The 21,232-nt window shown below is 68.9% G+C and carries 25 protein-coding genes and 1 riboswitch; of the genes, 13 read left to right on the top strand and 12 right to left on the bottom strand.

The features are described 5' to 3' along the window. Positions 1-151: 151 nt before the first annotated feature. The 3 genes from AB0280_RS06955 to AB0280_RS06945 all read left to right on the top strand — a co-directional run bounded on the left by AB0280_RS06955 (position 152) and on the right by AB0280_RS06945 (position 3,674). Positions 152-532: a hypothetical protein gene (locus AB0280_RS06955; protein WP_275179845.1), complete on the top strand. Its 381-nt coding sequence runs from the start codon at positions 152-154 to the stop codon at positions 530-532. 152 nt (positions 533-684) lie between these two features. After that, positions 685-3,312 (top strand): AMP-binding protein, encoded by a 2,628-nt coding sequence (locus AB0280_RS06950; RefSeq protein WP_366366564.1) that lies wholly within the window; start codon positions 685-687, stop codon positions 3,310-3,312. Positions 3,313-3,317: 5 nt separating this feature from the next. Next, on the top strand, positions 3,318-3,674 hold the full coding sequence (locus tag AB0280_RS06945) for an STAS/SEC14 domain-containing protein (RefSeq protein WP_366366563.1): 357 nt from the start codon (positions 3,318-3,320) through the stop codon (positions 3,672-3,674). A 27-nt stretch (positions 3,675-3,701) separates the two neighbouring features. On the opposite strand, the gene AB0280_RS06940 is transcribed toward AB0280_RS06945, so the two are convergent. After that, complete coding sequence (locus AB0280_RS06940) at positions 3,702-4,595, bottom strand: helix-turn-helix transcriptional regulator (RefSeq protein WP_366366561.1); 894 nt, start codon at positions 4,593-4,595, stop codon at positions 3,702-3,704. 85 nt (positions 4,596-4,680) lie between these two features. Between AB0280_RS06940 and AB0280_RS06935 the strand changes: the two genes are divergently transcribed. The 4 genes from AB0280_RS06935 to AB0280_RS06920 all read left to right on the top strand — a co-directional run bounded on the left by AB0280_RS06935 (position 4,681) and on the right by AB0280_RS06920 (position 8,114). Beyond that, positions 4,681-5,562 carry an aldo/keto reductase gene (locus AB0280_RS06935; protein ID WP_366366560.1) on the top strand — a complete coding sequence of 294 codons (882 nt, stop codon included), beginning with the start codon at positions 4,681-4,683 and terminating at the stop codon, positions 5,560-5,562. A gap of 13 nt (positions 5,563-5,575) precedes the next feature. Next, positions 5,576-6,604 (top strand): aldo/keto reductase, encoded by a 1,029-nt coding sequence (locus AB0280_RS06930; protein ID WP_366366559.1) that lies wholly within the window; start codon positions 5,576-5,578, stop codon positions 6,602-6,604. Between the two features lie 47 nt (positions 6,605-6,651). Beyond that, positions 6,652-7,482, top strand: coding sequence for an oxidoreductase (locus tag AB0280_RS06925; RefSeq protein WP_366366558.1), 831 nt, complete (start codon positions 6,652-6,654; stop codon positions 7,480-7,482). Between the two features lie 194 nt (positions 7,483-7,676). Next, positions 7,677-8,114: a hypothetical protein gene (locus AB0280_RS06920; RefSeq protein WP_366366556.1), complete on the top strand. Its 438-nt coding sequence runs from the start codon at positions 7,677-7,679 to the stop codon at positions 8,112-8,114. Positions 8,115-8,121: 7 nt separating this feature from the next. On the opposite strand, the gene AB0280_RS06915 is transcribed toward AB0280_RS06920, so the two are convergent. The 4 genes from AB0280_RS06915 to AB0280_RS06900 are packed head-to-tail and all read right to left on the bottom strand — an operon-like array spanning position 8,122 to position 10,957. Next, positions 8,122-9,489: an FAD-dependent oxidoreductase gene (locus AB0280_RS06915; protein WP_366366555.1), complete on the bottom strand. Its 1,368-nt coding sequence runs from the start codon at positions 9,487-9,489 to the stop codon at positions 8,122-8,124. A gap of 12 nt (positions 9,490-9,501) precedes the next feature. Then, positions 9,502-9,912, bottom strand: a complete 411-nt coding sequence (locus AB0280_RS06910) for an arsenate reductase ArsC (RefSeq protein ID WP_159633187.1) — start codon at positions 9,910-9,912, stop codon at positions 9,502-9,504. Next, entirely contained in the window at positions 9,909-10,610 is a 702-nt protein-coding gene (locus AB0280_RS06905) for an aquaporin (protein ID WP_366366553.1), read from the bottom strand. The genes AB0280_RS06910 and AB0280_RS06905 overlap by 4 nt, the downstream gene beginning before the upstream one ends. Further along, the gene (locus AB0280_RS06900) at positions 10,607-10,957 is read right to left on the bottom strand and encodes an ArsR/SmtB family transcription factor (protein ID WP_159635807.1); all 351 of its coding nucleotides are present in this window, start codon (positions 10,955-10,957) and stop codon (positions 10,607-10,609) included. The genes AB0280_RS06905 and AB0280_RS06900 overlap by 4 nt, the downstream gene beginning before the upstream one ends. Before the next feature lie 144 nt (positions 10,958-11,101). Here AB0280_RS06900 and map point away from each other — a divergent pair, with 144 nt between their 5' ends. Both map and AB0280_RS06890 read left to right on the top strand, forming a co-directional pair. Further along, a complete protein-coding gene (gene map / locus AB0280_RS06895; protein ID WP_275179974.1) occupies positions 11,102-11,875 on the top strand; it encodes a type I methionyl aminopeptidase in 774 nt (257 codons plus the stop codon). Between the two features lie 66 nt (positions 11,876-11,941). After that, positions 11,942-12,862, top strand: coding sequence for a phosphotransferase family protein (locus AB0280_RS06890; protein WP_366366551.1), 921 nt, complete (start codon positions 11,942-11,944; stop codon positions 12,860-12,862). A 130-nt stretch (positions 12,863-12,992) separates the two neighbouring features. On the opposite strand, the gene AB0280_RS06885 is transcribed toward AB0280_RS06890, so the two are convergent. Beyond that, positions 12,993-13,511: a GNAT family N-acetyltransferase gene (locus tag AB0280_RS06885; protein WP_366366549.1), complete on the bottom strand. Its 519-nt coding sequence runs from the start codon at positions 13,509-13,511 to the stop codon at positions 12,993-12,995. A 139-nt stretch (positions 13,512-13,650) separates the two neighbouring features. Between AB0280_RS06885 and AB0280_RS06880 the strand changes: the two genes are divergently transcribed. Further along, a complete protein-coding gene (locus AB0280_RS06880) occupies positions 13,651-14,046 on the top strand; it encodes a hypothetical protein (protein WP_307489000.1) in 396 nt (131 codons plus the stop codon). Here the strand turns inward: AB0280_RS06880 and AB0280_RS06875 are convergent. Then, positions 14,015-15,991 (bottom strand): amino acid transporter, encoded by a 1,977-nt coding sequence (locus AB0280_RS06875; protein WP_224026907.1) that lies wholly within the window; start codon positions 15,989-15,991, stop codon positions 14,015-14,017. The genes AB0280_RS06880 and AB0280_RS06875 overlap by 32 nt on opposite strands. A 141-nt stretch (positions 15,992-16,132) precedes the next feature. Here AB0280_RS06875 and AB0280_RS06870 point away from each other — a divergent pair, with 141 nt between their 5' ends. Next, positions 16,133-16,879 carry an ABC transporter permease gene (locus AB0280_RS06870; protein ID WP_366366547.1) on the top strand — a complete coding sequence of 249 codons (747 nt, stop codon included), beginning with the start codon at positions 16,133-16,135 and terminating at the stop codon, positions 16,877-16,879. 26 nt (positions 16,880-16,905) lie between these two features. Here the strand turns inward: AB0280_RS06870 and AB0280_RS06865 are convergent, their stop codons facing one another. After that, entirely contained in the window at positions 16,906-17,451 is a 546-nt protein-coding gene (locus tag AB0280_RS06865; RefSeq protein WP_159633211.1) for a YceI family protein, read from the bottom strand. A gap of 145 nt (positions 17,452-17,596) precedes the next feature. On the opposite strand from AB0280_RS06865, the gene AB0280_RS06860 reads away from it, so the two are divergent. Next, positions 17,597-18,025 carry a hypothetical protein gene (locus AB0280_RS06860; RefSeq protein ID WP_307489004.1) on the top strand — a complete coding sequence of 143 codons (429 nt, stop codon included), beginning with the start codon at positions 17,597-17,599 and terminating at the stop codon, positions 18,023-18,025. Between the two features lie 42 nt (positions 18,026-18,067). Continuing rightward, a complete protein-coding gene (locus AB0280_RS06855) occupies positions 18,068-18,802 on the top strand; it encodes a CDP-alcohol phosphatidyltransferase family protein (RefSeq protein ID WP_307489006.1) in 735 nt (244 codons plus the stop codon). Between the two features lie 48 nt (positions 18,803-18,850). On the opposite strand, the gene crcB is transcribed toward AB0280_RS06855, so the two are convergent. The 4 genes from crcB to AB0280_RS06835 all read right to left on the bottom strand — a co-directional run bounded on the left by crcB (position 18,851) and on the right by AB0280_RS06835 (position 21,180). After that, positions 18,851-19,228: a fluoride efflux transporter CrcB gene (gene crcB, locus AB0280_RS06850; protein ID WP_224026911.1), complete on the bottom strand. Its 378-nt coding sequence runs from the start codon at positions 19,226-19,228 to the stop codon at positions 18,851-18,853. Continuing rightward, complete coding sequence (locus AB0280_RS06845) at positions 19,225-19,752, bottom strand: fluoride efflux transporter FluC (RefSeq protein WP_307489009.1); 528 nt, start codon at positions 19,750-19,752, stop codon at positions 19,225-19,227. Before AB0280_RS06845 ends, crcB begins: the two co-directional genes overlap by 4 nt. Further along, a complete protein-coding gene (locus tag AB0280_RS06840) occupies positions 19,752-20,300 on the bottom strand; it encodes a universal stress protein (protein ID WP_307489011.1) in 549 nt (182 codons plus the stop codon). The genes AB0280_RS06845 and AB0280_RS06840 overlap by 1 nt, the downstream gene beginning before the upstream one ends. A gap of 66 nt (positions 20,301-20,366) precedes the next feature. Further along, positions 20,367-20,453, bottom strand: a riboswitch (Fluoride riboswitch). Between the two features lie 55 nt (positions 20,454-20,508). After that, the gene (locus AB0280_RS06835) at positions 20,509-21,180 is read right to left on the bottom strand and encodes a haloacid dehalogenase type II (protein WP_307489013.1); all 672 of its coding nucleotides are present in this window, start codon (positions 21,178-21,180) and stop codon (positions 20,509-20,511) included. Positions 21,181-21,232 lie beyond the last annotated feature (52 nt).

Here is a 21,232-nt window from a genome sequence, read left to right as displayed (position 1 = left end):
TTTGTCCTTGGCTTCATCCGGACGGATTGACAATCCGGGTACTTTTATGCTACGCCGAAAGTGTCCCTAGGCAACAGTCTGAAGAAACGGCAGCCCCCATAGGCTCAGGACCGCACCCTGGAGACGTGGAGTTCGTTCGAAAGGCAAGATCATGAACGACAACGGCAGCATCGACAAAACCCCGGTCCCGGATGAGGCACCTGAGGAACGTGACCTGCGCGGACGGTACGTCGAAGGCAACTTTGGCAAAGCCGGTGCCCAGCGCGGCCGCCATGCTGAAGACGACGAGGGCCAGTACATCGAAGGGGACTACGGTCCCGCGGGCAGCGAAGGCGGACTGCCCGAACCCCTGGGCGACAGGACCGTGGGAGCCGGACGCTACGTCAAGGCCGACTACGGCCAGGCCGGCCCGGTGCCCGGCCGGACCGCGGCTTCCGAAACCGGCCGGTACCCGGAAGGCGATTACGGCAAGGGCGGCGCCGTGGATCCCACGCGCAAGCCGGTCGCCCCGGACGCCCACGCGGAGCCTTAGCACCTGACGTTGGACCGCGGCCTGCTTGCCTGCACAAGGCGGGCAGGCCGCGTTGGTGCGCGCCGGCGTCGTACCTTTCGCCTCCTACCTCGTTAGCCGCCTTCCATTACGTCCATTTGAGTTAGGTTAGCCTCACCTTCTACAGTGCTCCGGTGACGTTAGAGACAAAGCTCGCCGGAGTCCCCTTCGCGGCCAATCTGGCCAGGTTCGGGGACCGCGTTGCCGTCCGCACCGGCAGCGAGTCGCTGAGCTACCGGGAACTGGGCCGCCGTGTGGAGGAAGTGGCCGCATCCTTCGGGTACGGCCGGCGGCTTGTCGCGTTGCAGGCCGACAACACGCTCCCGGCCCTGGTTGCCTACCTGGCCGCGCTGTCCTCCGGAAATCCCCTGCTGGTCCTGCCCACCAACCCCGCAGCCGCGGAAGCGCTCACGGATGCCTATGATCCGGACATCGTGGTCCACACGGGGAACGGGCAGGCACTACTGGACGTGCGCCGGGACGAAACGCTCCACGATCTGCACCCTGAACTCGCGCTGCTGCTCAGCACCTCCGGGTCCACCGGTTCACCGAAGCTGGTCCGCCTGTCCGCCGACGGCATCCAGGCCAATGCCGCCGCGATCGCGGAATACCTGCAGTTGCGCCCCACTGACAGGGCCGCCACCACGCTCCCCCTCTCCTACTGCTACGGGATGAGCGTGGTGAACAGCCACCTCCTGGCGGGAGCATCACTGGCCCTGACCGATCTCTCCGTGGTGGACCCCTGTTTCTGGGACCTGGTCCGGGCGGAGAGCGTCACATCCTTCGCCGCGGTGCCTTACACTTTCGACCTCCTGGACCGCGTGGGCTTCGCGGACATGGACGTGCCCAGCCTGCGCTACATCACCCAGGCCGGCGGACGGCTGGACCCGGAGCGGGTGCGTTCCTACGCGGAGCTGGGCCGGCAGCAGGGGTGGGACCTGTACGTGATGTACGGGCAGACGGAGGCTACCGCGCGCATGGCCTACCTGCCGCCGGACCAGGCCTTGGAGCATCCGAACGCCATCGGCGTGCCGGTGCCGGGCGGCTCCTTCCGGCTGGAGCCTGTTCCCGGGCTGGACGCCTGCGAACTCGTCTACAGCGGCCCGAACGTCATGCTGGGGTACGCCGAACGGTCGCAGGACCTCAGCCTGGGCCGCGTTGTTGACGAGCTCCACACCGGGGACCTCGCCCGGCGCGGCGCGGACGGCCTCTACGAGATCGTGGGCCGGCGGAGCCGCTTCGTGAAGATCGTGGGACTCCGGGTGGACCTGGGGCAGGTGGAGCGGCAGTTGGCGGACCTCGGCGTGACCGCGGCCGCCGCAGGGTCCGACGATGCGGTGGTGGCCGCCGTCGAAGGCGACCACGACCTGGGCCTCCTTGCCAAAACCCTGGCGCAGGACCTCGGCCTGCCGCGCGCCGCCGTCGAACTTCACCCCGTGGAGGCCATCCCGCGCCTGGGCAACGGCAAACCGGACTATCCTGCCGTCGCCGCACTCGCCGGCGCAGGGGCAGCGGCCGGTGAAGGCGGAGGGGACGACGACGGCGGCCCGACGGTCCCGGACGCGGGCTCCATGGACGTGGGGCGCATCTTCGCCGAGGTGCTTGAGGTGGGCAGCGTGGCCGCCACGGACACGTTTGTGTCCCTGGGCGGCGATTCCCTGTCCTACGTGGCGGCGTCCATCCGGCTGGAGGATGCCCTCGGGTACCTCCCCGAAGGCTGGCACCTGATGCCGGTCTGCGAACTGTCGTCCGCGCGGCACCGGATGCGTCAGGCCGTTGCGCCTCCCGAGGGCCGCGCCGGAACCAATAGAACGCGGCGGCTGTTCGCGCCCATGGAAACCGGGATCGTGCTGCGGGCGGTGGCGATCGTTGCCATCGTCTCAACGCACATCGGGTTCTTCCACTGGCAAGGCACCGCGCACGTGCTCATGGCTGTGGCCGGCTACAACTTTGCGCGCTTCCAGCTCTCCGGCAGCCGCACGGAACGGTTCCGGCGGCACCTGCGGAGCATCGCGCGGATTGTGGTGCCCAGCGTGGCGGTGATCGGGCTCGCGTTCGCCGTGACGGACAAGTATGCGTGGCACAACGTGTTCCTGCTCAATACGCTTCTGGGGCCTCCGGGGTGGAGCGACTACTCCCGCTTCTGGTTTGTGGAAATCCTGGTCCACATCCTGATCGGGCTGGCTTTCCTGCTCGCGGTCCCGGCGGTTGACCGCGTGGTGCGGCGATGGCCGTGGGCGTGTGGCGTGGCCCTGGTGGTTGTGGACATGCCGCTGCTCTTCGGCCTGGTGGACAGCCGCTACCCGGGCCAGGGGCCGGTCCTGTGGCTGTTTGGCCTTGGCTGGGCAGCCGCCGCCTCCCGCACCGTCCGGCAGAGATCAGCCGTGACTGCGTTCGCCTTCCTGACCGTTCCGGCCTCGTTCGACAATCCGTACCGGAGCGCCACCATCCTGGCGGGCTGCCTGCTTCTGCTCTGGCTGCCGGCCCTCCGGGTGCCCCGCGGGCTGCACCGGACCACGGCACTGCTGGCCAGCGCGTCGCTGTACATTTACGTCACCCACTGGCTGGTGTACCCGCTGTTCGAGTCCCTGGACGTTGCGGAGCCGCTTGCCAAGGGGATTGCCGTGCTGGCGTCGGTGGTGTGCGGGATCCTCTACTGGGCGGTGGCCACGCGGGCAATGGCTGCGGTGGAGCGGCACCTGAAGGGCCGGCGTGCGTTGCCGCCCCGTATTGCCGTGGGCCGTGAAGCACCAGCAAAGTAGAAGGCATGGATGACGTCACCGGCACCATCGAGCTCTCCGGGAAACTGCTGCACCTCAAGTGGGGGCACGGGGACGTGGTCACCGAGCGCGACGCGGAGGCGCTGATGAAGCGCGCCAAAGTCCTCAGCGCAGGCCGCACCCTGCCGCTGCTGGTCGAGATGACGGGCGTGGCGTGGATTGACCAGGGCGCACTGAAAGCTTTCGCCGGCACCTGGCCCCTGACGCGCGCGGCTGTGGTGGGCACCTCCCCCGTGGACCAGACCATCGCCGACTTCTATACCGGGCGGCACAAACCAGTGCACCCCACCCGGTTCTTCACGTCCATGGACGAGGCAATGGCGTGGTTGCGGGCGGAGGACTGATTCGGCCGCGCCTTCCCGCCCAGGCATTCAGGAATTCCGCTCGCTGGCCTTCTCCTGGGGTGGCACCCCGGCGTTTTGCTGCGTCGCCGCCCAGCTGGACAGGACTTTCAGTGCGTCCTCGGAGGGCGAGCCCGGCTCCGCCGTGTACACGTTGATCCGCAGCCCGGGATCGGCGGGAAGCTCCAGGGCCTCGTAGGTCAGGTCCAGATCCCCGACGATCGGGTGGTGCAGCCGTTTCCGGCCGGTGCGGTGGTACTTCACGTCGTGCCGGGCCCAGCGGACGCGGAACTCTTCGCTGCGCGTTGAGAGCTCGCCGATCAGGTCGGACAGGTCCTTGTCGTACGGGTTCTTCCCGGCGGTGGACCGCAGGACGGCCACGATGTCGTCCGCGCTGCGCTCCCAGTCCCGGAAGAACTCCCGCGCCTTCGGATTCAGGAACGTAAACCGTGCACTGTTGGGCGGGGCGACCGGATCCGCCATCATCTCCAGGTACAGGGCCCGGCCCAGCTCGTTGGAGGCCAGCACATCGCCGCGGTCATTGCGGACCCAGACGGGCGCCGTCGTGATCGCGTCGATGACCCGCTGCACGCTGGGGCGCACGGTCAGGGGGCTCCGCTTGCGCCGCACCCGCGGGGCTGCGGTGGCCGCACGGGCCAGGTCGAAAAGGTGGGCCGTCTCGGCGTCGTCCAACTGCAGCGCCCGCCCCAAGGCCTCCAGGACGCTGTCCGACGCGCCCGAAAGGTTCCCCCGCTCCAGCCGGATGTAGTAGTCGATGCTGAGGCCCGCAAGCATGGCCACCTCCTCCCGCCGGAGCCCCGCCACGCGCCGGTTGCCGCCGTACGCCGGCAGGCCCGCCTCCTCCGGGGTGAGCCGGGCGCGGCGGGAGGTCAGGAATTTCCGCACGTCCTCGCTGTTGGTCATGCCCCCACGCTACGCCCCGGGCAGGCAGCGAAGGAGGGACTGGCAAGCCCTCCCACAAACCCGCGCGCCGAAATAGCGTGGAGGCATGGAACTGAAACTCAACAACGGCGTCACCATGCCCGCACTCGGCCTGGGCGTTTTCCAAAGTCCCCCGGAAGAGACGACGGCGGCCGTCCAGACAGCGCTCGAGGTGGGCTACCGGCACATCGACACCGCCGCCGCGTACGGCAACGAACGCGAGGTGGGCGAAGGGATCCGCCGGGCCGGCCTGCCGCGCGAAGAGGTCTTCATCGAAACGAAGGTGTGGGTCAGCGATTACGGCTACGACGAGGCACTGCACGCCTGGGACAAGGCGGTGGGCAAGCTGGGCGTGGAACAGCTGGATCTGCTCATCCTGCACCAGCCCGCGCCGGACCGATTCGAGAAGACCATCGCCGCGTACAAGGCCCTGGAAACCCTGCTCAAGGACGGGCGCGTGCGGGCCATCGGCGTCAGCAACTTCATGCCGCACCACCTGCAGCAGCTCCTCGTGGAAACCGACGTGGTCCCGGCCGTGAACCAGATCGAGCTGCACCCCTACTTCCAGCAGCGGGAGGTCGAGTCAGCGGACGCGGAGCACGGCATCCTGACCCAGGCGTGGTCGCCCATCGGCGGCATCACCTTTTATCCGGGGTGGGGCGAGAACCGGAAGAACGTCATGCGGGACCCGGCGATTGCCGCCGTCGCGAAGGCCCACGGCAAGACGCCCGCGCAGGTGATGCTCCGCTGGCACCTGCAGCAGGGCCGCTCCGCCATCCCCAAATCCACCAACCCGGCCCGCATCGCGGAGAACTTCGACGTGTTCGGCTTTGAGCTGTCCCCGGCGGAGCTCCAGACCATCGACGCCCTGGACACCGGCGTCCGCAGCGGACCGGACCCTGACGTGGCCCGCCCGGAGCGGTTCGCCATGGTCATCCCGGAAGCCTAAAGGAGAAGCAACAATGGAATACCGCCCGCTCGGCCGCACCGGTGTGCAGGTCAGCCCCCTGTGCCTCGGCGCCATGATGTTCGGCCCCTGGGGCAACGACGACCGCGCCGACGCCACCCGCATCATCCACCGCGCCCTGGACGCCGGCATCAACTTCATCGACACCGCAGACGTCTACTCCGGCGGCGCTTCGGAGGAGATCGTCGGCGAAGCGATTGCGGGAAAGCGCGACGACGTCTTCCTGGCCACCAAGTTCTTCATGCCCATGGACGAAAAGGACCCCAACCAGCGCGGCGGCTCGCGGCGCTGGATCATGCGGGAGGTGGAGAACTCACTGCGCCGGCTCAACACCGACCACATCGACCTCTACCAAGTCCACCGGCCCAGCCCGGACACCGACGTAGAGGAGACGCTGGGCGCCCTCACCGACCTGGTCCGGCAGGGCAAGGTCCGCTACATCGGCTCCTCGTCCTACTCCGGCTCCCAGATCGTGGAGGCGCAGTGGGCGTCCCGCGAGCGCAACCTGGAGCGGTTCGTCACGGAGCAGCCGCCGTACTCCATCCTGGCCCGCGGCATTGAGGAGGACGTCCTCCCCACGGTGGAGCGGCACGGGATGGGCACGCTCACCTACAGCCCCCTGGCCGGCGGCTGGCTCTCCGGCCGGTGGCGGAAGGACTCCCCGTCCCGGCCCACCTCGTCCCGCCGGCCCAGCGCCCGGTTCGACATGAGCCAGCCCGCCAACCAGCGCAAGCTGGACATCGTGGAGGAACTCGCCCAGGTGGCCGAGTGGGCAGGCGTGACGATGATCGAGCTGGCCATCGCGTTCGTGATCAACCACCCGGGCGTCACGTCCGCGATCGTGGGTCCGCGCACCATGGAGCAGCTGGAGTCTTACCTCCCGGCCGCGGACACCAAACTGGCCCCCGAGGTGCTGGACCGCATCGACCAGCTGGTGGCCCCCGGCGTCACGGTCAACCCTGACGACAACAGTTACGGCACCCACGAACTGACCGCACAGGCACGACGGCGGCACCGGCCTTAAGTGCCGCTTCCCGCCTTACTACCCACTCCCCTATGAAAGGAAAACCCATGGCAACGTGGCTCATCACAGGCTGCTCCACCGGACTTGGCCGGGCACTGGCCGAAACCGTGCTCGCTTCCGGGCACAACGCCGTCGTCACCGCCCGGAACGTCGAGGCCATCCAGGACATCATTGCCGGCTTCCCCGACACCGCACTGTCCCTCCCCCTCGACGTGACGGACAAGGCGCAGATCACCGCGGCCGTGAAGGCAGCGGAGGAGAAGTTCGGCAGCATCGACGTGCTGGTGAACAACGCCGGCTACGGCTACCGCGCGGCCGTGGAGGAAGCGGACGACGCCGACATCCGCCGCCTGTTCGACACCAACTTCTTCGGCGCAGTGGACATGATCAAGGCCGTGGTCCCCGGCATGCGCGCCAACAAGTCGGGGTCCATCCTGAACATCTCCTCCATCGGGGCGCGCATCACCCCGGCCGGCTCGGGCTACTACGCGGCCACTAAGGCAGCGCTGGAGGGCATGTCCGGATCGCTCCGCAACGAACTGAAGCCGCTGGGCATCAACGTCACCGCCATCGAGCCGGGCGGCTTCCGCACCGACTTCGCCGGCCGCTCGCTCACACAGTCGGCGACGGCGATCGGGGACTACGCGGACACGGCCGGCAAGCGCCGCAAGGAAGTCGACACCGCCCACGGGAACCAGCCCGGGGACCCGGACAAGGCAGCCAAGGCGATCCTCGCCGTCGTCGATTCCCCCAACCCGCCGGGCCTGCTGGTCCTGGGCACGGACGCGTTCGGTGCGTTCGGGATGGTGGCGGACGCCCAGCGTGCCGAGCTGGACGAGTGGCAGGAGCTGAGCACCAGCACGGACATCACCGACTAACCCAACTAGGTCGCAGTTGTTGTCGTTCTGGGGCGTCAAAACGACAACAAATGCGACCCAGTTGGGGAACTGGAAACCCTGGGCCGCAACGAAATCGGGCATCGCAAAATCGAGTAGCCACTACTCATGACAGGGCGCACGCCCGGTGCGAGAGTGGATTCCTCACGTTCCACCACTCCGCAAGAGGAACCAGCATGGCAGCCAAACGACGCCGCTCAGCCGGCAAGGGCGCCGGCGCTATCGGGTGCGCCCCCTTCTTCGTCCTCATCGTCGTAGCCCTGATCATCCAGTACTGGTGGGTCCTGCTCATCGCTGCAGGTGTGGTTGGGCTGACTCTGGCGCTGGTCCGCTCGACAAGTGGACCGGCCCGTCCGGCGAAGGTGCCACCACCGCCCAGGCCGCAACCCGTGGTTGCCCCGCCCCGCGCGGTCCCCACCGGCGAAGACCTGACGGCCCAACTGCGGGCCCACAAACGGATAAGCCGCGTGCGGGACATGCAGGAATGGGACTACGAGTGGATCCGGCTGGCCCACCCCGGGAAGAGCGTCCGCGAAGTCAACGACATCGCGAACGCCCATTTCGCCCGCGGCCGTTCCATCGGCATCAACTGGGGTGACCCGTCCGCTCCCTAAGGCACGCCTACACGTCCGCCGGCTCGCTGCTGCGGCCGTGCTGCAGCCCGGTAGCGAACCCGATCGTCACGGGCACGGGCATCGGGGCGGAGCAGCAGCCGTCCGCGGCAGCATCCCCGGCGTCATCCGGAACGGACGTGGAGCACACGCCGGTTTCCGGCAGTTCAAGTTCGACGGCGTCCGCGGCCTCAGTATCCCCGGCCAGGGCGGCGGCGATGGAACGGACTTGCTCGTACCCTGTGGCCATGAGGAACGTGGGCGCGCGGCCGTAGGACTTCATGCCCGCCAGGTAGAAGTCCTTTTCCGGCTGCTCAAGGATCCGGGCGCCGTGGGCAGGAACGGTGCCGCAGCTGTGGAAATCCGGGTCGATCAGCGGGCCCAGGGCCTTGGGTGCCTCGACGGCAGGGTCCAGGTCCAGCCGCAACTCGGACAGCATGGCCAAATCCGGGCGGAACCCCGTGGCGGGAATGACCCGGTCCACCGACACGGACCGACCGTCCGCCGCGTGCACGGTCAGGGCGTCGCCTTGAACGTCGATGGACGCCGTGTGGAAGCTGGTCAGGAGCCGGACAGCTCCGCTCTCGACGGCGGTGCGGAGCCGGGCCCCGAGCTGGCCGCGGGCGGGCAGCTGATCGGCGTCGCCGCCGCCGTAGGCCCGGGCCGGGGTGGCGGCGCGGATGGCCCACAGGACTTCAGTGCCGGGGTTGGCGCGGGCCACGCGGGCCAGGTCCAGCACCATGTTGGCGGCCGAATGCCCGGAGCCGATGACCAGCGTGCGGCGGCCGGCAAAACCACCAGCGGAAACGTCCGGCAGGGGGCCTGTGACCAGCCCGGCTGCACGCGCCTCGGCCTCACCCGGAACGGCAAGCCCGGACGAACCCAGCGGCGCCGGGCTGCTCCAGGTCCCGGACGTATCAATCACGGCGCGGGCCAGCACCTCGGTGACCTGTCCGCCGTCGTGCCCTATGCGCAGGAGGAACGGGGCACTGTCCCGGCCCTGGCTGCGGCCCTTGTCCATGCCCTGCCGGGTGACGGCAACAACCCGGGACCCGGTCCGGATCCGGTCCTTGAGCTCCGGCGTCGCGGCCAGCGGCTCCAGGTACTCGGAGACAATCTGGGCGCCGTACGGCAGCGCGGTGGGCCGTGGAGCTTCCCAGCCGTGGCGCTCCAGCAGCCGCACCGAGGCGGGGTCCAGGTTGTACTTCCAGGTGGAGAACACGCGGACGTGCCCCCATTGACGGATGGTTGCCCCGACGGCGGGACCGGCCTCGAAGACGAGCGGTTCCAGCCCGCGTTCCAGCAGGTTCGCGGCTGCGGCCAGGCCTACGGGTCCGGCGCCGATTACGGCTACGGGCAGGGATTCCTTGGATGTCATGGCGTCAACCTTTCAGGCCGAAGCGGGGATAAGGGAGGCGATCAGGGCTTCGACGCGGCCCTTGATCTCGTCGCGGATGGGCCGCACGGAGTCGACGCCCTTGCCGGCGGGGTCCTCCAGGACCCAGTCCTCGTAGCGCTTGCCCGGGAAGTAGGGGCACTCGTCGCCGCAGCCCATGGTGATCACCACGTCGGAATCCTTCACGGCCTCGGTGGTGAGGACCTTGGGAATCTCCGCGGACATGTCGATGCCCACCTCGGCCATCGCCTCGACGGCGGCCGGGTTGACCTTCTCCGCCGGCTGCGATCCGGCGGAGCGGACCTCGATGGCGCCCTTGGACAGCGTGGTGAGGAAGGCGGCCGCCATTTGGGACCGGCCCGCGTTGTGGACGCAGACGAACAGGACGGAGGGCTTCTGGCTCATGAGAGCACCTTTCGGTCAGCCGTGGCGACGGCGGGAGTTGCGAGGGGTGGGTAAAGGAACCGGACCAGGACGTACCCGGCGGCGCCGCCCAACAGTTGGGCGAGGATGAAGGCAGGGGCCGACGACGGCGCGATGCCGGCGAAGGTGTCCGTGACCGTCCGGGCGATGGTCACGGCGGGGTTGGCGAAGCTGGTGGAGCTGGTGAACCAGTACGCTGCGGTGATGTAGCCGCCGACGGCGAAGGCGACCCGGTCTGCCCGGCCGGAGCGCACGGTGCCGAAGATGACCACCAGCAGCCCTACGGTGGCGATGACCTCGCCCAGCCAGAGCGCGGGTCCGGTGCGGACGTGAGTTGAAACCGTGACCGCGTCCAGCCCGAACATCAGGTTCGCCGCCACGGTGCCGGCCAGGCCGCCCAGAACCTGGGCGGCTACTAACGCCGCGGTGGTCCCTGTATCGATCAGGCCCAGGACCCGTTCCACCAGGGTCACCACGGGATTGAACGAGGCCGAGACCGGCTGGAGTGCCACGATCAGAGCCACCAGCACGGCACCCGTGGCGAGGCTGTTCTGCAGAAGCTGCAGCCCGGCGTCGTCCGGTGAAAGCCGCGAGGCCATGACGCCCGAGCCCACCACCGCCATGACCAGGAACGCGGTGCCCACCAACTCCGCGGCAGCTTTGCGGCCCAGCACACTCACGCTGCCTGCCCGCCGATCAGGGCCGCCAAGTTCTGCAGCGCCTCGGTCCGGGCCCGGTAGTAGACCCACACGCCGCGCTTCTCCCGGTCCAGCAGCCCCGCCTCGTGCAGGATCTTCAGGTGGTGGCTGATGGTGGGCTGGGACAACTCGAAGGCATCGTTGAGGTCGCAGACGCAGGCCTCGCCGCCCTCATGGGAGGCAACCAGGGACATCAGCCGCAGCCGGACAGGATCGGCCAGCGCCTTCAGCAGCGGGACAACTCCTTCCGCTTCCGGCTCGGTCAACGGTTCCCGGGCCAGCGGCGGGCAGCACGCCGCGGCTTCCACAGGGGTCAGCTTCAGGGACATAGACACACATAAATATTTACATTCATCTATGTCTTTGGCAATCCCCATATTTTCCCGCTGATTACGCTCTTCCCTTGCGGCGCGCGGAGAAAGGACAAATAGGATGGCCCGTAGATTTACCGGCCGGAGACGAAGGGCGCCACCATGATCGAGATCCTGAACCCCGCTGAAGTGGCCCGCGCCCGGGAGACCGGCGCCCTGGTGGCGGACATCCTGCAGGCCATGAAGAGCCGCGCCACGGTGGGCACCAACCTCCTGGATATCGACCAGTGGACCAAGGAGATGATCACCGAGGCCGGGGCCGAATCCTGCTACGTGGACTACGCCCCGTCGTTTGGCCGGGGCCCGTTCGGGCACTACATCTGCACGGGCGTCAACGATGCCGTGCTGCACGGACTCCCCCACAACTACGATCTGGCCGACGGCGACCTGCTGACCCTGGACCTCGCCGTCGTCAAGAACGGGATGGCCGCCGACGCCGCCATCAGCTTCATCGTGGGCGAATCACGGCCGGCGGAGAGCGTGGCCATGATCGAGGCAACCGAGCGGGCACTGGCCGCCGGAATAGCCGCTGCCGGGCCGGCCGCCAAGATCGGCGACATCTCCTACGCCATCGGCCGGGTCCTCAGCGATGCCGGATATCCGGTCAATACGCAGTTCGGCGGCCACGGGATCGGGTCCACCATGCACCAGGACCCGCATGTCCCCAACACGGGGCGGCCCGGCCGCGGCTTCAAACTGCGGCCCGGGCTGCTGCTGGCACTGGAGCCGTGGATCATGGCGGACACGGCAGAGCTGGTAACGGACGACGACGGCTGGACCCTCAGGAGCGCCACCGGCTGCCGGACGGCACACACCGAGCACACCATCGCCATCACCGAGGACGGCGCCGAGATCCTGACCCTGCCCTCGCGGTAGGAGCTGTTCCGTCCCCACCACGTTCACCTCGGGCATCGACCAACCGCCGCCTCCTAAAATGGGGAGGTGAACCTTTCGCATCTCGGCGTGCCCGTCGGGCCGATGATTCGCGTCCATGGCGGGTTCGCCAACCGGATGTACCGGCTCGACACTGACGATGGGTCGTTCGCGGTGAAGGAGTTGAACCTGGTCGATCGCCGCTGGCCCTATCGCATCAAGGACGTGCTCCGGTTTGAGCGGGCCGCCTTCGCTGCCGGCATTCCGATGCCAGAGCCGATTTCGGCCGACTACAACACACTCGTTCACCGATGGGTCGATGGCGGGAAGGCCGAAGCGCCGGTGTCGGCGAGCTACGCGTTTGAGATCGGTGAGATTCTCGCGCGTATCCATTCGCTCGACGTCGCGTGGAGCGACGCGTTGATCGAGGAGCAGGCGTCAAGGGACTGGGCTGAGCTCGCCGCCCAGGCGGCGGCCACCGGACAACCGTGGGCTGCAGAGCTCGCCTCCCAGGTCGAAACGTTCCTCGCGATTGCCCGCTTCGTTGACACCTGCAACCGGCCAGGCCCAGTCGTTCTGACGCACAGAGACATCCAACCGTGGAACCTGCTCGCTCGAGAAGGCCGGCCGGTGGTGCTCGACTGGGAACTCTCGGGGATGCTCGACCTGTCCGGCGAGCTCGGATCGACCGCGCTGAGCCTTGCGAAGGGGCCCGGCGTCGATGACATCAGGCCCGCCATTTTCCGCTCGGTTCTCGACGGCTATGTGGCAGGGGGCGGAACGCTGCCGCCGCCGGGTCCAAGCTGGTTTGCGTTCATAATCGGCGGCTGGCTGGGGCACACGAGGTGGAACATCCTCCGGTGCCTCGCCGGTGTTGAGGCAAGCACCGGGCCAGACCTCGCGCTGTCGCATGAGTCCGTGCGCGACGGGGTGCGCGGCCTCCCCGATTTGTTCTGCCGGCTTCCGGATCTCGAGGCGTTGCTGGGGTGACAGTGAACTGCGCCGCCGGCAGTTCCGCATGCGTCGATCACCCCTGCGCCGCAGCAGGTGAGTCGGCTGTCGCGTGCTGGACCTGGGCGGACGCGGCGCAGAGATCCTGACCCTGCCCTCGCGGTAGGAGCTATTCCATCCCCACCACGCCGCTGCGGCGTTCCAGCAGCAGTGTGTCCTGCCAGTGCCCGGCCTTGGGGCCGTTGCTGATCTGTGCAATCCGCTCCCGGGTCCCCACCACCCGGAAGCCCAGCTTCCGGTGCAGCGCCAGGCTGGCGGCGTTCTCGGGAAAGATGCTGGACTGGATGGTCCAGATGCCCGCCGCCTCCGTGGATTCGATCAGGGCCGCGAGGAGGAGCCGGCCCACGCCCCGGCCCTGGGCCTGCGGGTCAACATAAATGGAGTGCTCCACCAGGCCCCGGTACACCTCGCGGGAGGAAACCCGGGACACGGCGGCCCAGCCCAGGACCCGCCCCGCATCCCCGGCGACGATCCGGTGCTCAGGCAACCGCACGCCGTCGAACGCTTCCCAGGTGGGCGGCTCGCTCTCGAACGTCGCCTCCCCCGTGGCGATGCCGGCGGCGTAAATTGCGTGGACGGCGTCCCAGTCATCGGGGCACATGGGGCGGATGGTCACGGGGCTGTCCATGGATCCCATTATGGTGTGGCGCCCGCGGGCCACCGCCCAGGCAGGCGGCGGCGTAAAAAATTCGTCAATAAAACAGCCCGCCCGCCCCGATTCCACCCGTGCGGCCCTTTGATGGAGGCATAGGAGCCAGGGAGGGCAGATGCGGTGGGATGAGGAGCCAGCGGACCGCGGCAGGGTCAAGTTCGCCGCATCCGCCGACGCCGTGGAGGGCTACGGCGGACGCGGGCTGAACGGGCGCGCCCTTCATCCTGTGGCCGGCTACACCTTCCCGGACCAGGACGGGGACCCGTGGTGGGTCATCTTCCAGCCCTGGCCCTCAGCCGGCCCGCATCCGCACCGGGTTCCCGGCGACATCCTTGCCTGCAACGATTCCTACGGCGACATGGTGCACGTTGTGGTGCTCGCGGCAGGCGTCTGGGAGGACGACGCCGAGGCAGCCTTCAGCGCGAACGCCCCTTCCAGCCTGGCGGACGCCGCCCGGGTTGCGGCCGCGGTGGAGCCGATCAGCCCACGTGGACCCAGGGCCGCTGGGTGACGTCCGGTACGGCCTCGCGCAGCACCTCACGGGTCACCGGCGCGATCTCGCCCTCGCCCAGGAACAGGAACCGGACCAGGTTGGTGATGGGGTTCCCCTCGGTCCAGCGGAAGTAGATGTGCGGCATCAGGCCCGTGACGTCCCTGATGTGCAGCAGCACGGAGGCGATGGTGTTGGGCACCACCGGGCCGTGGACTTCCAGGATGTGGTACCCGTGCCGGTTCACGCCGCGGACGTGCAGTTCGGTTTCGAAATCCGAGGAGTCGTCCACGACGACCTCCAGGAACAGGGCGTCACCTGCCAGCGGGAGGTGGCTGACCTCGATGGCTGACTCGAGTTTGTCCCGGTAGGCCTCCGCGGACATCCGCAGCGGCTCGTGGGCGATGATGGCGATGGGCCCGTCCAGGGCGCTGGACATGAACTCCAGGGCCTGCTGGTCCAGGTGAACCCGGGTCGCATGCAGCTCGAAGGAACGGCGGACCCGGGACAGCAGCGAGATGACGATGATGCCGAGGATGAAGATGGCGGCGATCCGGATGCCCTCGGGCCGTTCGAAGATGTTGGCCACCGTGGTGTACGCGAACACGACCGAAATGACGCCGAAGCCGACCGTGAGGTTCCGCTGCCTCCGCCGGCGCGCCGAGAGCGTGACGGCCACCGCGGCGGAAGTCATCAGCACCAGGACGCCGGTGGCGTACGCGCCGCCCTGGGCGTCGACGTCGGCGTTGAAGATGAAGGTGATCAGGAAGCCGATCAGGGTGAAGACGAGGACCAGGGGCCGCACAGCCTTGGCCCAGGCCGGAGCCATGCCGTAGCGCGGGAGGTACCGCGGCACCAGGTTCAGCAGCCCTGCCATGGCCGAGGCGCCGGCGAACCAGAGGATGCCGATGGTGCTGATGTCATACACGCTGCCGAAGCCCACACCCAGGTATTCGTGCGCCAGGAAGGCCAGGGCACGGCCGTTGGCCTGGCCGCCGGGCTGGAATTCCTGTTCCGGGATCAGGACCACGGTGATGAAGCTGGTGGTCAGCAGGAAAACGCTCATGATCACAGCGGCGGTGGTGAGCATGCGCCGGGCGCCCCGGATGCGGCCTGCGGGGTTCTCCTCCGTGTCGTCCTCAGCGCCCCGCACCTGCGGCATCACGGCCACGCCGGTTTCGAAGCCGGAGAGGCCCAGGGCCAGCTTGGGGAACACCAGCAGCGCGATGGCCACGGCCATGACCGGGTTTCCGTGCGACACCCACAGGTTGGTCCACCAGTCCCCCATGGCCGCGGGATGCGTGAGCACCTGCGCCAGGGTGGCGACCACCACCACGGCGTTCAGGCCCAGGTAGAGAACCACCAGGACCACCGCGACGCCGATGGCTTCCTTGAATCCCCGCAGGAACACTGCCGCGAGCAGGGCCAGGAGGAAGAGCGTCACGGGGACGTTCTGGGTCTGGAGCCAGCCCGGCGCCACGGGATTGCCCAGCAGGTGCGCGGTGGCGTCGGCGGCCGAGAGGGTCATGGTGATCATGAAGTCGGTGGCGGCGAACCCCAGGAGGACGAGGACCAGGAGCTTGCCGCCCCACCGGGGCAGCAGCCGCTCGAGCATGGCGATGGAGCCTTCACCGCGGGGGCTTTCCCCGGCGACCCTGCGGTACACCGGCAGGGCGCCGAGCAGGGTCACCGCCACCAGCACCAGGGTGGCCAGCGGGGAGATGACCCCTGCGGCCAGCGCGGCGATGGCCGGCTGGTAGCCCAGGGTGGAGAAGTAGTCCACGCCCGTCAGGCACATGACCTGCCACCACGAATGCTTCTTCTCGTGCTGCGTCGGCACGCCGCCGGGACCCGGGTGGGCGCCCTTGCTGTCCTGCAGCCCAAAAAGCAGCCAGTCCTGGAGCGCCTTCCTGCCATGGGCGTGGGGCGCGGACGGATCCGCCGGGGGCCTGCTCAACGTGGTCATGTCTGCCTTTCCGCGCTGCCCTTTGCATCGCGACCCTTGCGAAGCTAGCACCGGCCAAAAGGGCGGGAGCGCCGAAAAGGCATTTCTTAATGATTCCTTGACGCGTGATTTGCGACGCAGTGCGGTCAGTAAGCTGGCGGCATGCCAACCCTTGCCGCGCTGCTGCCCACCCTGGTGGCCGTTGCCATCCTGGCGGCACTCACGGTGGGCATCCTGTGGGGGGCGCGGACGCCGTCGTACCTCTCCCCCGCCCTGGCCATCCTCCGCGGCGCGGCCCAGCTGGCGGTGATCAGCCTGGTGCTGGGCGGTGTCATCACGAGTCCCCTGTGGGTTGGGGCGGCCCTGCTGGTGATGTTCACGGTGGCGTCCGTGACGGCGGCGCGCCGGCTCACGTGGTCCTGGCGGCGCTTTGCGCTGGTGGCGGCAACCATGGCCGCCGGGATCCTGGTGACGCTGGGGGTCGTGTTCGGAACGGGCGCCATCGAGTTCTCCCCGCGGTACGCGCTGGCGGTGGGCGGAATCGTGACCGGCAACTCCATGACCATTGCCACCCTGGCCGGCCGCCGCTTCTTCGAGGCAGTAGTGGAGCAGTGGGACCAGGTGGAGGGCTGGCTGGCGCTGGGCGCAACACCCCGGCAGGCCACCCTGATCCAAGCCCGGCAGGCGGTGCATTCAGCGTTGATCCCGTCCACGGACCAGACCAAGACCACCGGCCTGGTCACGCTGCCGGGCGCGTTCGTGGGCGCCATCTTCGGCGGCGCCTCACCCCTGGAAGCGGGGCGGTTCCAGGTGGTGGTGCTGGCCTCGATCATGGCCGCCGGGTCCATCACCGCGGTGGCACTCATCCGTTCGCTGGGCAACGTGAAGGTACGGCCCGCGGCGCCCTGACAGACGGGCGCCGCGGAACTGCTGCGTCAGCCCTGCTTGACCAGGGCCGCTTCCAGGCTGATCTTCACCTTGTCGCTGACCAGCAGGCCGCCGGCCTCCAGCGCCGCATTCCAGGTGAGCCCGAATTCCTTGCGGCTGATCTCGGTCTCGGCGGAGAAGCCCGCCCGCGTGGCGCCGAACGGGTCAACGGCAACGCCGGTGAACTCGACTTCCAGCTCGATGGGCCGGGTGACGCCCTTGATGGTGAGGTCCCCGGTCAGGGTGTATTCCTCGCCGTCCCCTTCGATGGAGGTGCCGCGGAAGGTCATCTCGGGGTACTTCTCGACGTCGAAGAAGTCTTCGCCGCGTACGTGGGCGTCGCGGTTGGCGTCGCCGGAGTTGAAGCTGGCGGTGGAGACCGTGGCGTGCACCGACGAGTCCGCCAGGGACTGGCCCACGCGGGCCTCGGCCTGGGCTTCGGTGAAACGGCCCCGGACCTTGCTGATCCCGGCGTGGCGGACGCTGAAGCCGATCTCGCTGTGGGACATGTCCAGGGTCCAGGTTCCAGGCGTGAGTTCCTTGGGAAGGGTCATGGCAGTTCTCCTTACTCGTAGGGCCGCAGGGTCAGCCGCCCGCTACAGGCGCAAGACTGCGGATGCCCCTAAATATTCCCCCCAAAACCCACATGGAAAACAGGGCCGTATGAACCGGAAGGGAACTTCCGGCGTATACATAAGCGTGGCTCTACGATTACTGACCGCCCTGGCGCTGTTCATTGATGCCGGCGTCCACCTCTTCCTGGCCCCGGGCTACCAGAACGCGCAGCCTGGCACTGTCAGCCAGGGCACCCTGTTCCTGCTCGAAGCCGCCGCGGCGCTGGTGGCCGGTGTCTATGTCCTGGTCCGCGGCAGCAGGGCTGCCTACGCCGTGGCCCTGGTGGTTGCCCTCAGCGCGTTCGCCGCCGTCGTGCTGTACAGGTACGTGGACATCCCGGCCATCGGACCCATACCCGCCATGTACGACCCCGTCTGGTTCTTCTCGAAGACCCTCAGCGCTGTTGCCGAGGGAGCCGGCGCGGTGCTGGCCTTCGCCGGCCTGGTCCGTGGCGGCAGCAGGAGAACGTCCGACGACGGCGCCAGGCTTCGGGCCCGGCGCCGCCGCCCGTGACCATCACCCCCGCCGTTGTTAGCATGCAAGGGGAGGTGGCACATGGGCGCGGCTGAACGGGCGGTGCCGGATGCGTTCGGCGCCGTTTCCATCTATGTGCTGTCGGCCCTCTGGCTGACGTCCCTGTCCCCCACCGTGCCGGTCCTCCAGCTGGCCGGACTGTGCGCGGGCGCCCTGGTGGCCGTGGCCGCCGCCGGTTCTGTCCTGCGCCGTATCCCCCGGTTCTCAACGCCGGCCGACCGGGTCACCCTGCTGCGCGCCATCCTCGTGGCCCTGTGCGCGGTGCTGGCCGTCCCGCAATTGTTCACGGGCCGCCGCGCAGACCTGCTCCTCCCCGTCCTGGGCGGCGCCGCGTTCCTGCTGGACGGGCTGGACGGTGTGGTGGCCCGGCGCACCGGAACCTCGTCGCCTGCCGGGGCGCGGTTCGATTCCGCCACCGACGCCGCCCTGGTGCTGGTACTGTCCGTTGCCGCCGCTCCCGTGGCGGGCCCCTGGACGCTGGGCATCGGGGCCATGTACTACGCGTTCGTCGCCGCGGGGCTCGTCCGGCCGCACCTTCGGGTGGCGCTGCCGCCCAGCGCATCCCGCAAAGCCATTGGCGCGTTCCAGCCCTTCGCGCTGCTGTTCGCGCTCCTCCCCGGGGTCCCTGCGGTTGCCGCGGCGTCGGTACCGGTACTCGCCCTGGCCCTGCTCGCGTTGTCCTTTACCCGCGACGTGGTCCAGCTGGAACACCTGCACCGCGCCGGACTCCAGGGTGTGCCGGCCGCGGTTGCCTAGTTGGTGTGGGTACGCTGCCGCCCGGTCGCGTCACAGCAGCCCGTCCCGTTACAGCAGCCCCGCGACGGCGAAGCCTCCGGCGGCGGCGGCCACGGCGGCCGCTGCCGTGCCCAGGGCGTTGAGGAGGGCCAGGCCCGTGCGGCCGGACTGGACCAGGCGGACGGTTTCGAAGCTTGCCGTGCTGAAGGTGGTGTAGCCGCCCAGGAATCCGGTACCGGCGATGGCCTGCAGCTCGGGCGGCGCTGCATGCATAATCACGGCGCCGGCCACCAGGCCCAGCAGGAACGATCCCGTGACGTTGATGGCGATGGTCCCTACCGGCAGGGCGGTCCTGATGTTGGCGCGCACCAGGCCGTCAACCACGAAGCGGGCTGCGGCTCCCAGCCCGCCGGCGAGTCCCAGCAGGATGATGGTCAGGGGACTCACCGGTTTTCCTTATTCGGGGAGCCGGCTGCGTCCGGCCGGGAGCTGGTCCGGGCATGCTGGGCTGCTGCCATCCGGATGCCGGCCACGGTGGCAACGGCTCCAACCAGCACGGAGGTTGCCACGTAAATGAAGGCGTCGGCGCTGCGGCCGGCACTGAACAGGGTGGTGGCTTCCACGGCCAGGGTGCTGTAGGTGGTGAAGGCGCCCAGGAACCCGGTGCCCACCAGCAGCCGGACCAGCCGCAGCCGTCCCGCGTCAGGGCCCCGGCGGACCAGGGCCTCAAGCAGGGCGCCCAGCAGGAACGCCCCCGCGAGGTTGATGACCAGGGTGGGTACCGGCCAGCCGCCCGGCACGGGCAGGATGCTGCCCAGCCCGTAACGGGCCAGGGCGCCGAAGGTGCCGCCAACGATGACCACCAGGACGAATCCGGGGTGCAGGTGGACCGGCCGGTGGATGCGTGCCTCGCCCAGTGTGCCTTGGTCTGCGCCGGCGGCTGCTGTGGTCCCGGGGACGGGCTGCTCCATCAGTGGTCCGCTTTCGGCTGGTGCCTGGGGTGCGGGGCCAGCGGGACCACCAGGACGGGCCGGTGCTGGCGGTGGGTGAGATGGACTGCCACGGATCCCACGAGCAGTTCCTCCAGCCGCGCCCCGAGTCCGCGTTCCCGGGTGCCCACCACAATGACGGACGCGTCAGTGGTTTCCGCCAGCCGTCCCAGCGCCCTGGCGGGGTCCCCGGCCAGCGTCACGAAGGACCAGTCGATCCCGGTCCCGTCCAGGGCTTCGCGGAGGTGGCCGGCGATGGAGGCGCTGATGCCTTCGATGTCGTCGTCAATCCCGTCGGGGTCGATGGGGCGGGCTTCCACCCTGCCGTCGGGCTCTTCGGCCAGGTAGGTGGTGACGTCCACGTAGGCGCAGACCAGCTTCACGCCCAGGCTGTAGGCCAGCTCGGCGGCGCGGTGGGCCACGGCCAGCGGCTGGCCCGGCACCACCCCCATGAGCACCGGCCCGCTGATTTTCCGGGGTGCATAGGGAACGCCGCCAGTGGAGGGGGCTGGTTTCTCGGGCTCAGTCATGTGCTCTCCTGTTCGGCGTGGCAGGAAGACTGAACCGGGCGCGGGCACGGGGCACCTGCCTTCGTGTCAAAGGCAGGAACCATCAGCCATGTGGCGGTTCGAAGACCGCGCACCTGCGCAGGCCTTCCGGCGGGATCCATCACCGTGAACAGAGACTACAGGTATTCCCGCGGCGTCCGCCACCACGGCTGCGGCCCCGGCCACCAGCCTAGGCGGCGAGGGCCGGGGGCAGCTCGGTCAGTGCCGCGACGGTGATGTCGGGGGCACGGAAATACGAGGGGTAGCGGGCGCCGGTCCGGTTGATCCAGGCGGTCCGCAGCCCGGCCCTGGCTGCCCCGTGGATGTCCCAGGGGTGCACGGCGACCAGCAACATGCCGGACGGATCCACTCCGGCCGAGGCGCCCGCATACAGGTACGCGGCTTTGGCCGGTTTCCAGGCAGGGGCATCCTCCACCGAGAGGAGCAGCTCGAATTTGTCCCGGATGCCGCCGGCAACCAGCAGCCTGTCCGTATTGGCGGCCGCGCCGTTGGTCAGGGTGGTCAGCCGGTGCCCGGCAGCTGCCAGGGCGCGGACCCCGGCAGGGACATCCGGGTGAAGGGAGAGGTTCTGCAGGGCGGCCATGACGCGTTCGACGGCGGTGTCCAGGTTCCCGGAGATCCCTTCGGCTTCCAGCACGGTGCGGAGGGCATCGCCGCCAATGGTGGCGAAGGCCTGGTTGTCGCCGCTGGCGGTGAGGGCGAAGCCGTCCCGCAGGAGCGTGGCGAACCAAAGTTTGGCTAGCCCGCGGGGCGCCCCGGTCTGCGCGAACACCTCGCCGAGCGGGGCCATGTCCGAGAGCGTTTCGTTGACGTCAAAGACGATCACCAGTGGTTCCGCCATGATCTTCCCTTCTGGTTCCAGCCGACGGTCAGGACCTGCCGGCGGCTGCCGG

It is taken from the genome of Pseudarthrobacter sp. 902506025, from assembly GCF_040702325.1.
In the GTDB taxonomy this organism is placed as follows: domain Bacteria; phylum Actinomycetota; class Actinomycetes; order Actinomycetales; family Micrococcaceae; genus Arthrobacter.
The sequence above is the reverse complement of the archived record's forward strand: the minus strand, read 5'-3'. Positions and strand labels throughout refer to the sequence as shown.

What these genes read in the sequence shown, in the direction of transcription:
- AB0280_RS06955 (WP_275179845.1), top strand. Translation starts at nt 152, where the DNA reads ATGAACGACAACGGCAGCATCGACAAAACCCCGGTCCCGGATGAGGCA.
- AB0280_RS06945 (WP_366366563.1), top strand. Translation starts at nt 3,318, where the DNA reads ATGGATGACGTCACCGGCACCATCGAGCTCTCCGGGAAACTGCTGCAC.
- AB0280_RS06940 (WP_366366561.1), bottom strand. Translation starts at nt 4,595, where the DNA reads ATGACCAACAGCGAGGACGTGCGGAAATTCCTGACCTCCCGCCGCGCC.
- AB0280_RS06935 (WP_366366560.1), top strand. Translation starts at nt 4,681, where the DNA reads ATGGAACTGAAACTCAACAACGGCGTCACCATGCCCGCACTCGGCCTG.
- AB0280_RS06930 (WP_366366559.1), top strand. Translation starts at nt 5,576, where the DNA reads ATGGAATACCGCCCGCTCGGCCGCACCGGTGTGCAGGTCAGCCCCCTG.
- AB0280_RS06925 (WP_366366558.1), top strand. Translation starts at nt 6,652, where the DNA reads ATGGCAACGTGGCTCATCACAGGCTGCTCCACCGGACTTGGCCGGGCA.
- AB0280_RS06920 (WP_366366556.1), top strand. Translation starts at nt 7,677, where the DNA reads ATGGCAGCCAAACGACGCCGCTCAGCCGGCAAGGGCGCCGGCGCTATC.
- AB0280_RS06915 (WP_366366555.1), bottom strand. Translation starts at nt 9,489, where the DNA reads ATGACATCCAAGGAATCCCTGCCCGTAGCCGTAATCGGCGCCGGACCC.
- AB0280_RS06910 (WP_159633187.1), bottom strand. Translation starts at nt 9,912, where the DNA reads ATGAGCCAGAAGCCCTCCGTCCTGTTCGTCTGCGTCCACAACGCGGGC.
- AB0280_RS06900 (WP_159635807.1), bottom strand. Translation starts at nt 10,957, where the DNA reads ATGTCCCTGAAGCTGACCCCTGTGGAAGCCGCGGCGTGCTGCCCGCCG.
- map (WP_275179974.1), top strand. Translation starts at nt 11,102, where the DNA reads ATGATCGAGATCCTGAACCCCGCTGAAGTGGCCCGCGCCCGGGAGACC.
- AB0280_RS06885 (WP_366366549.1), bottom strand. Translation starts at nt 13,511, where the DNA reads ATGGACAGCCCCGTGACCATCCGCCCCATGTGCCCCGATGACTGGGAC.
- AB0280_RS06880 (WP_307489000.1), top strand. Translation starts at nt 13,651, where the DNA reads ATGCGGTGGGATGAGGAGCCAGCGGACCGCGGCAGGGTCAAGTTCGCC.
- AB0280_RS06875 (WP_224026907.1), bottom strand. Translation starts at nt 15,991, where the DNA reads ATGACCACGTTGAGCAGGCCCCCGGCGGATCCGTCCGCGCCCCACGCC.
- AB0280_RS06870 (WP_366366547.1), top strand. Translation starts at nt 16,133, where the DNA reads ATGCCAACCCTTGCCGCGCTGCTGCCCACCCTGGTGGCCGTTGCCATC.
- AB0280_RS06865 (WP_159633211.1), bottom strand. Translation starts at nt 17,451, where the DNA reads ATGACCCTTCCCAAGGAACTCACGCCTGGAACCTGGACCCTGGACATG.
- AB0280_RS06855 (WP_307489006.1), top strand. Translation starts at nt 18,068, where the DNA reads ATGGGCGCGGCTGAACGGGCGGTGCCGGATGCGTTCGGCGCCGTTTCC.
- AB0280_RS06845 (WP_307489009.1), bottom strand. Translation starts at nt 19,752, where the DNA reads ATGGAGCAGCCCGTCCCCGGGACCACAGCAGCCGCCGGCGCAGACCAA.
- AB0280_RS06840 (WP_307489011.1), bottom strand. Translation starts at nt 20,300, where the DNA reads ATGACTGAGCCCGAGAAACCAGCCCCCTCCACTGGCGGCGTTCCCTAT.
- AB0280_RS06835 (WP_307489013.1), bottom strand. Translation starts at nt 21,180, where the DNA reads ATGGCGGAACCACTGGTGATCGTCTTTGACGTCAACGAAACGCTCTCG.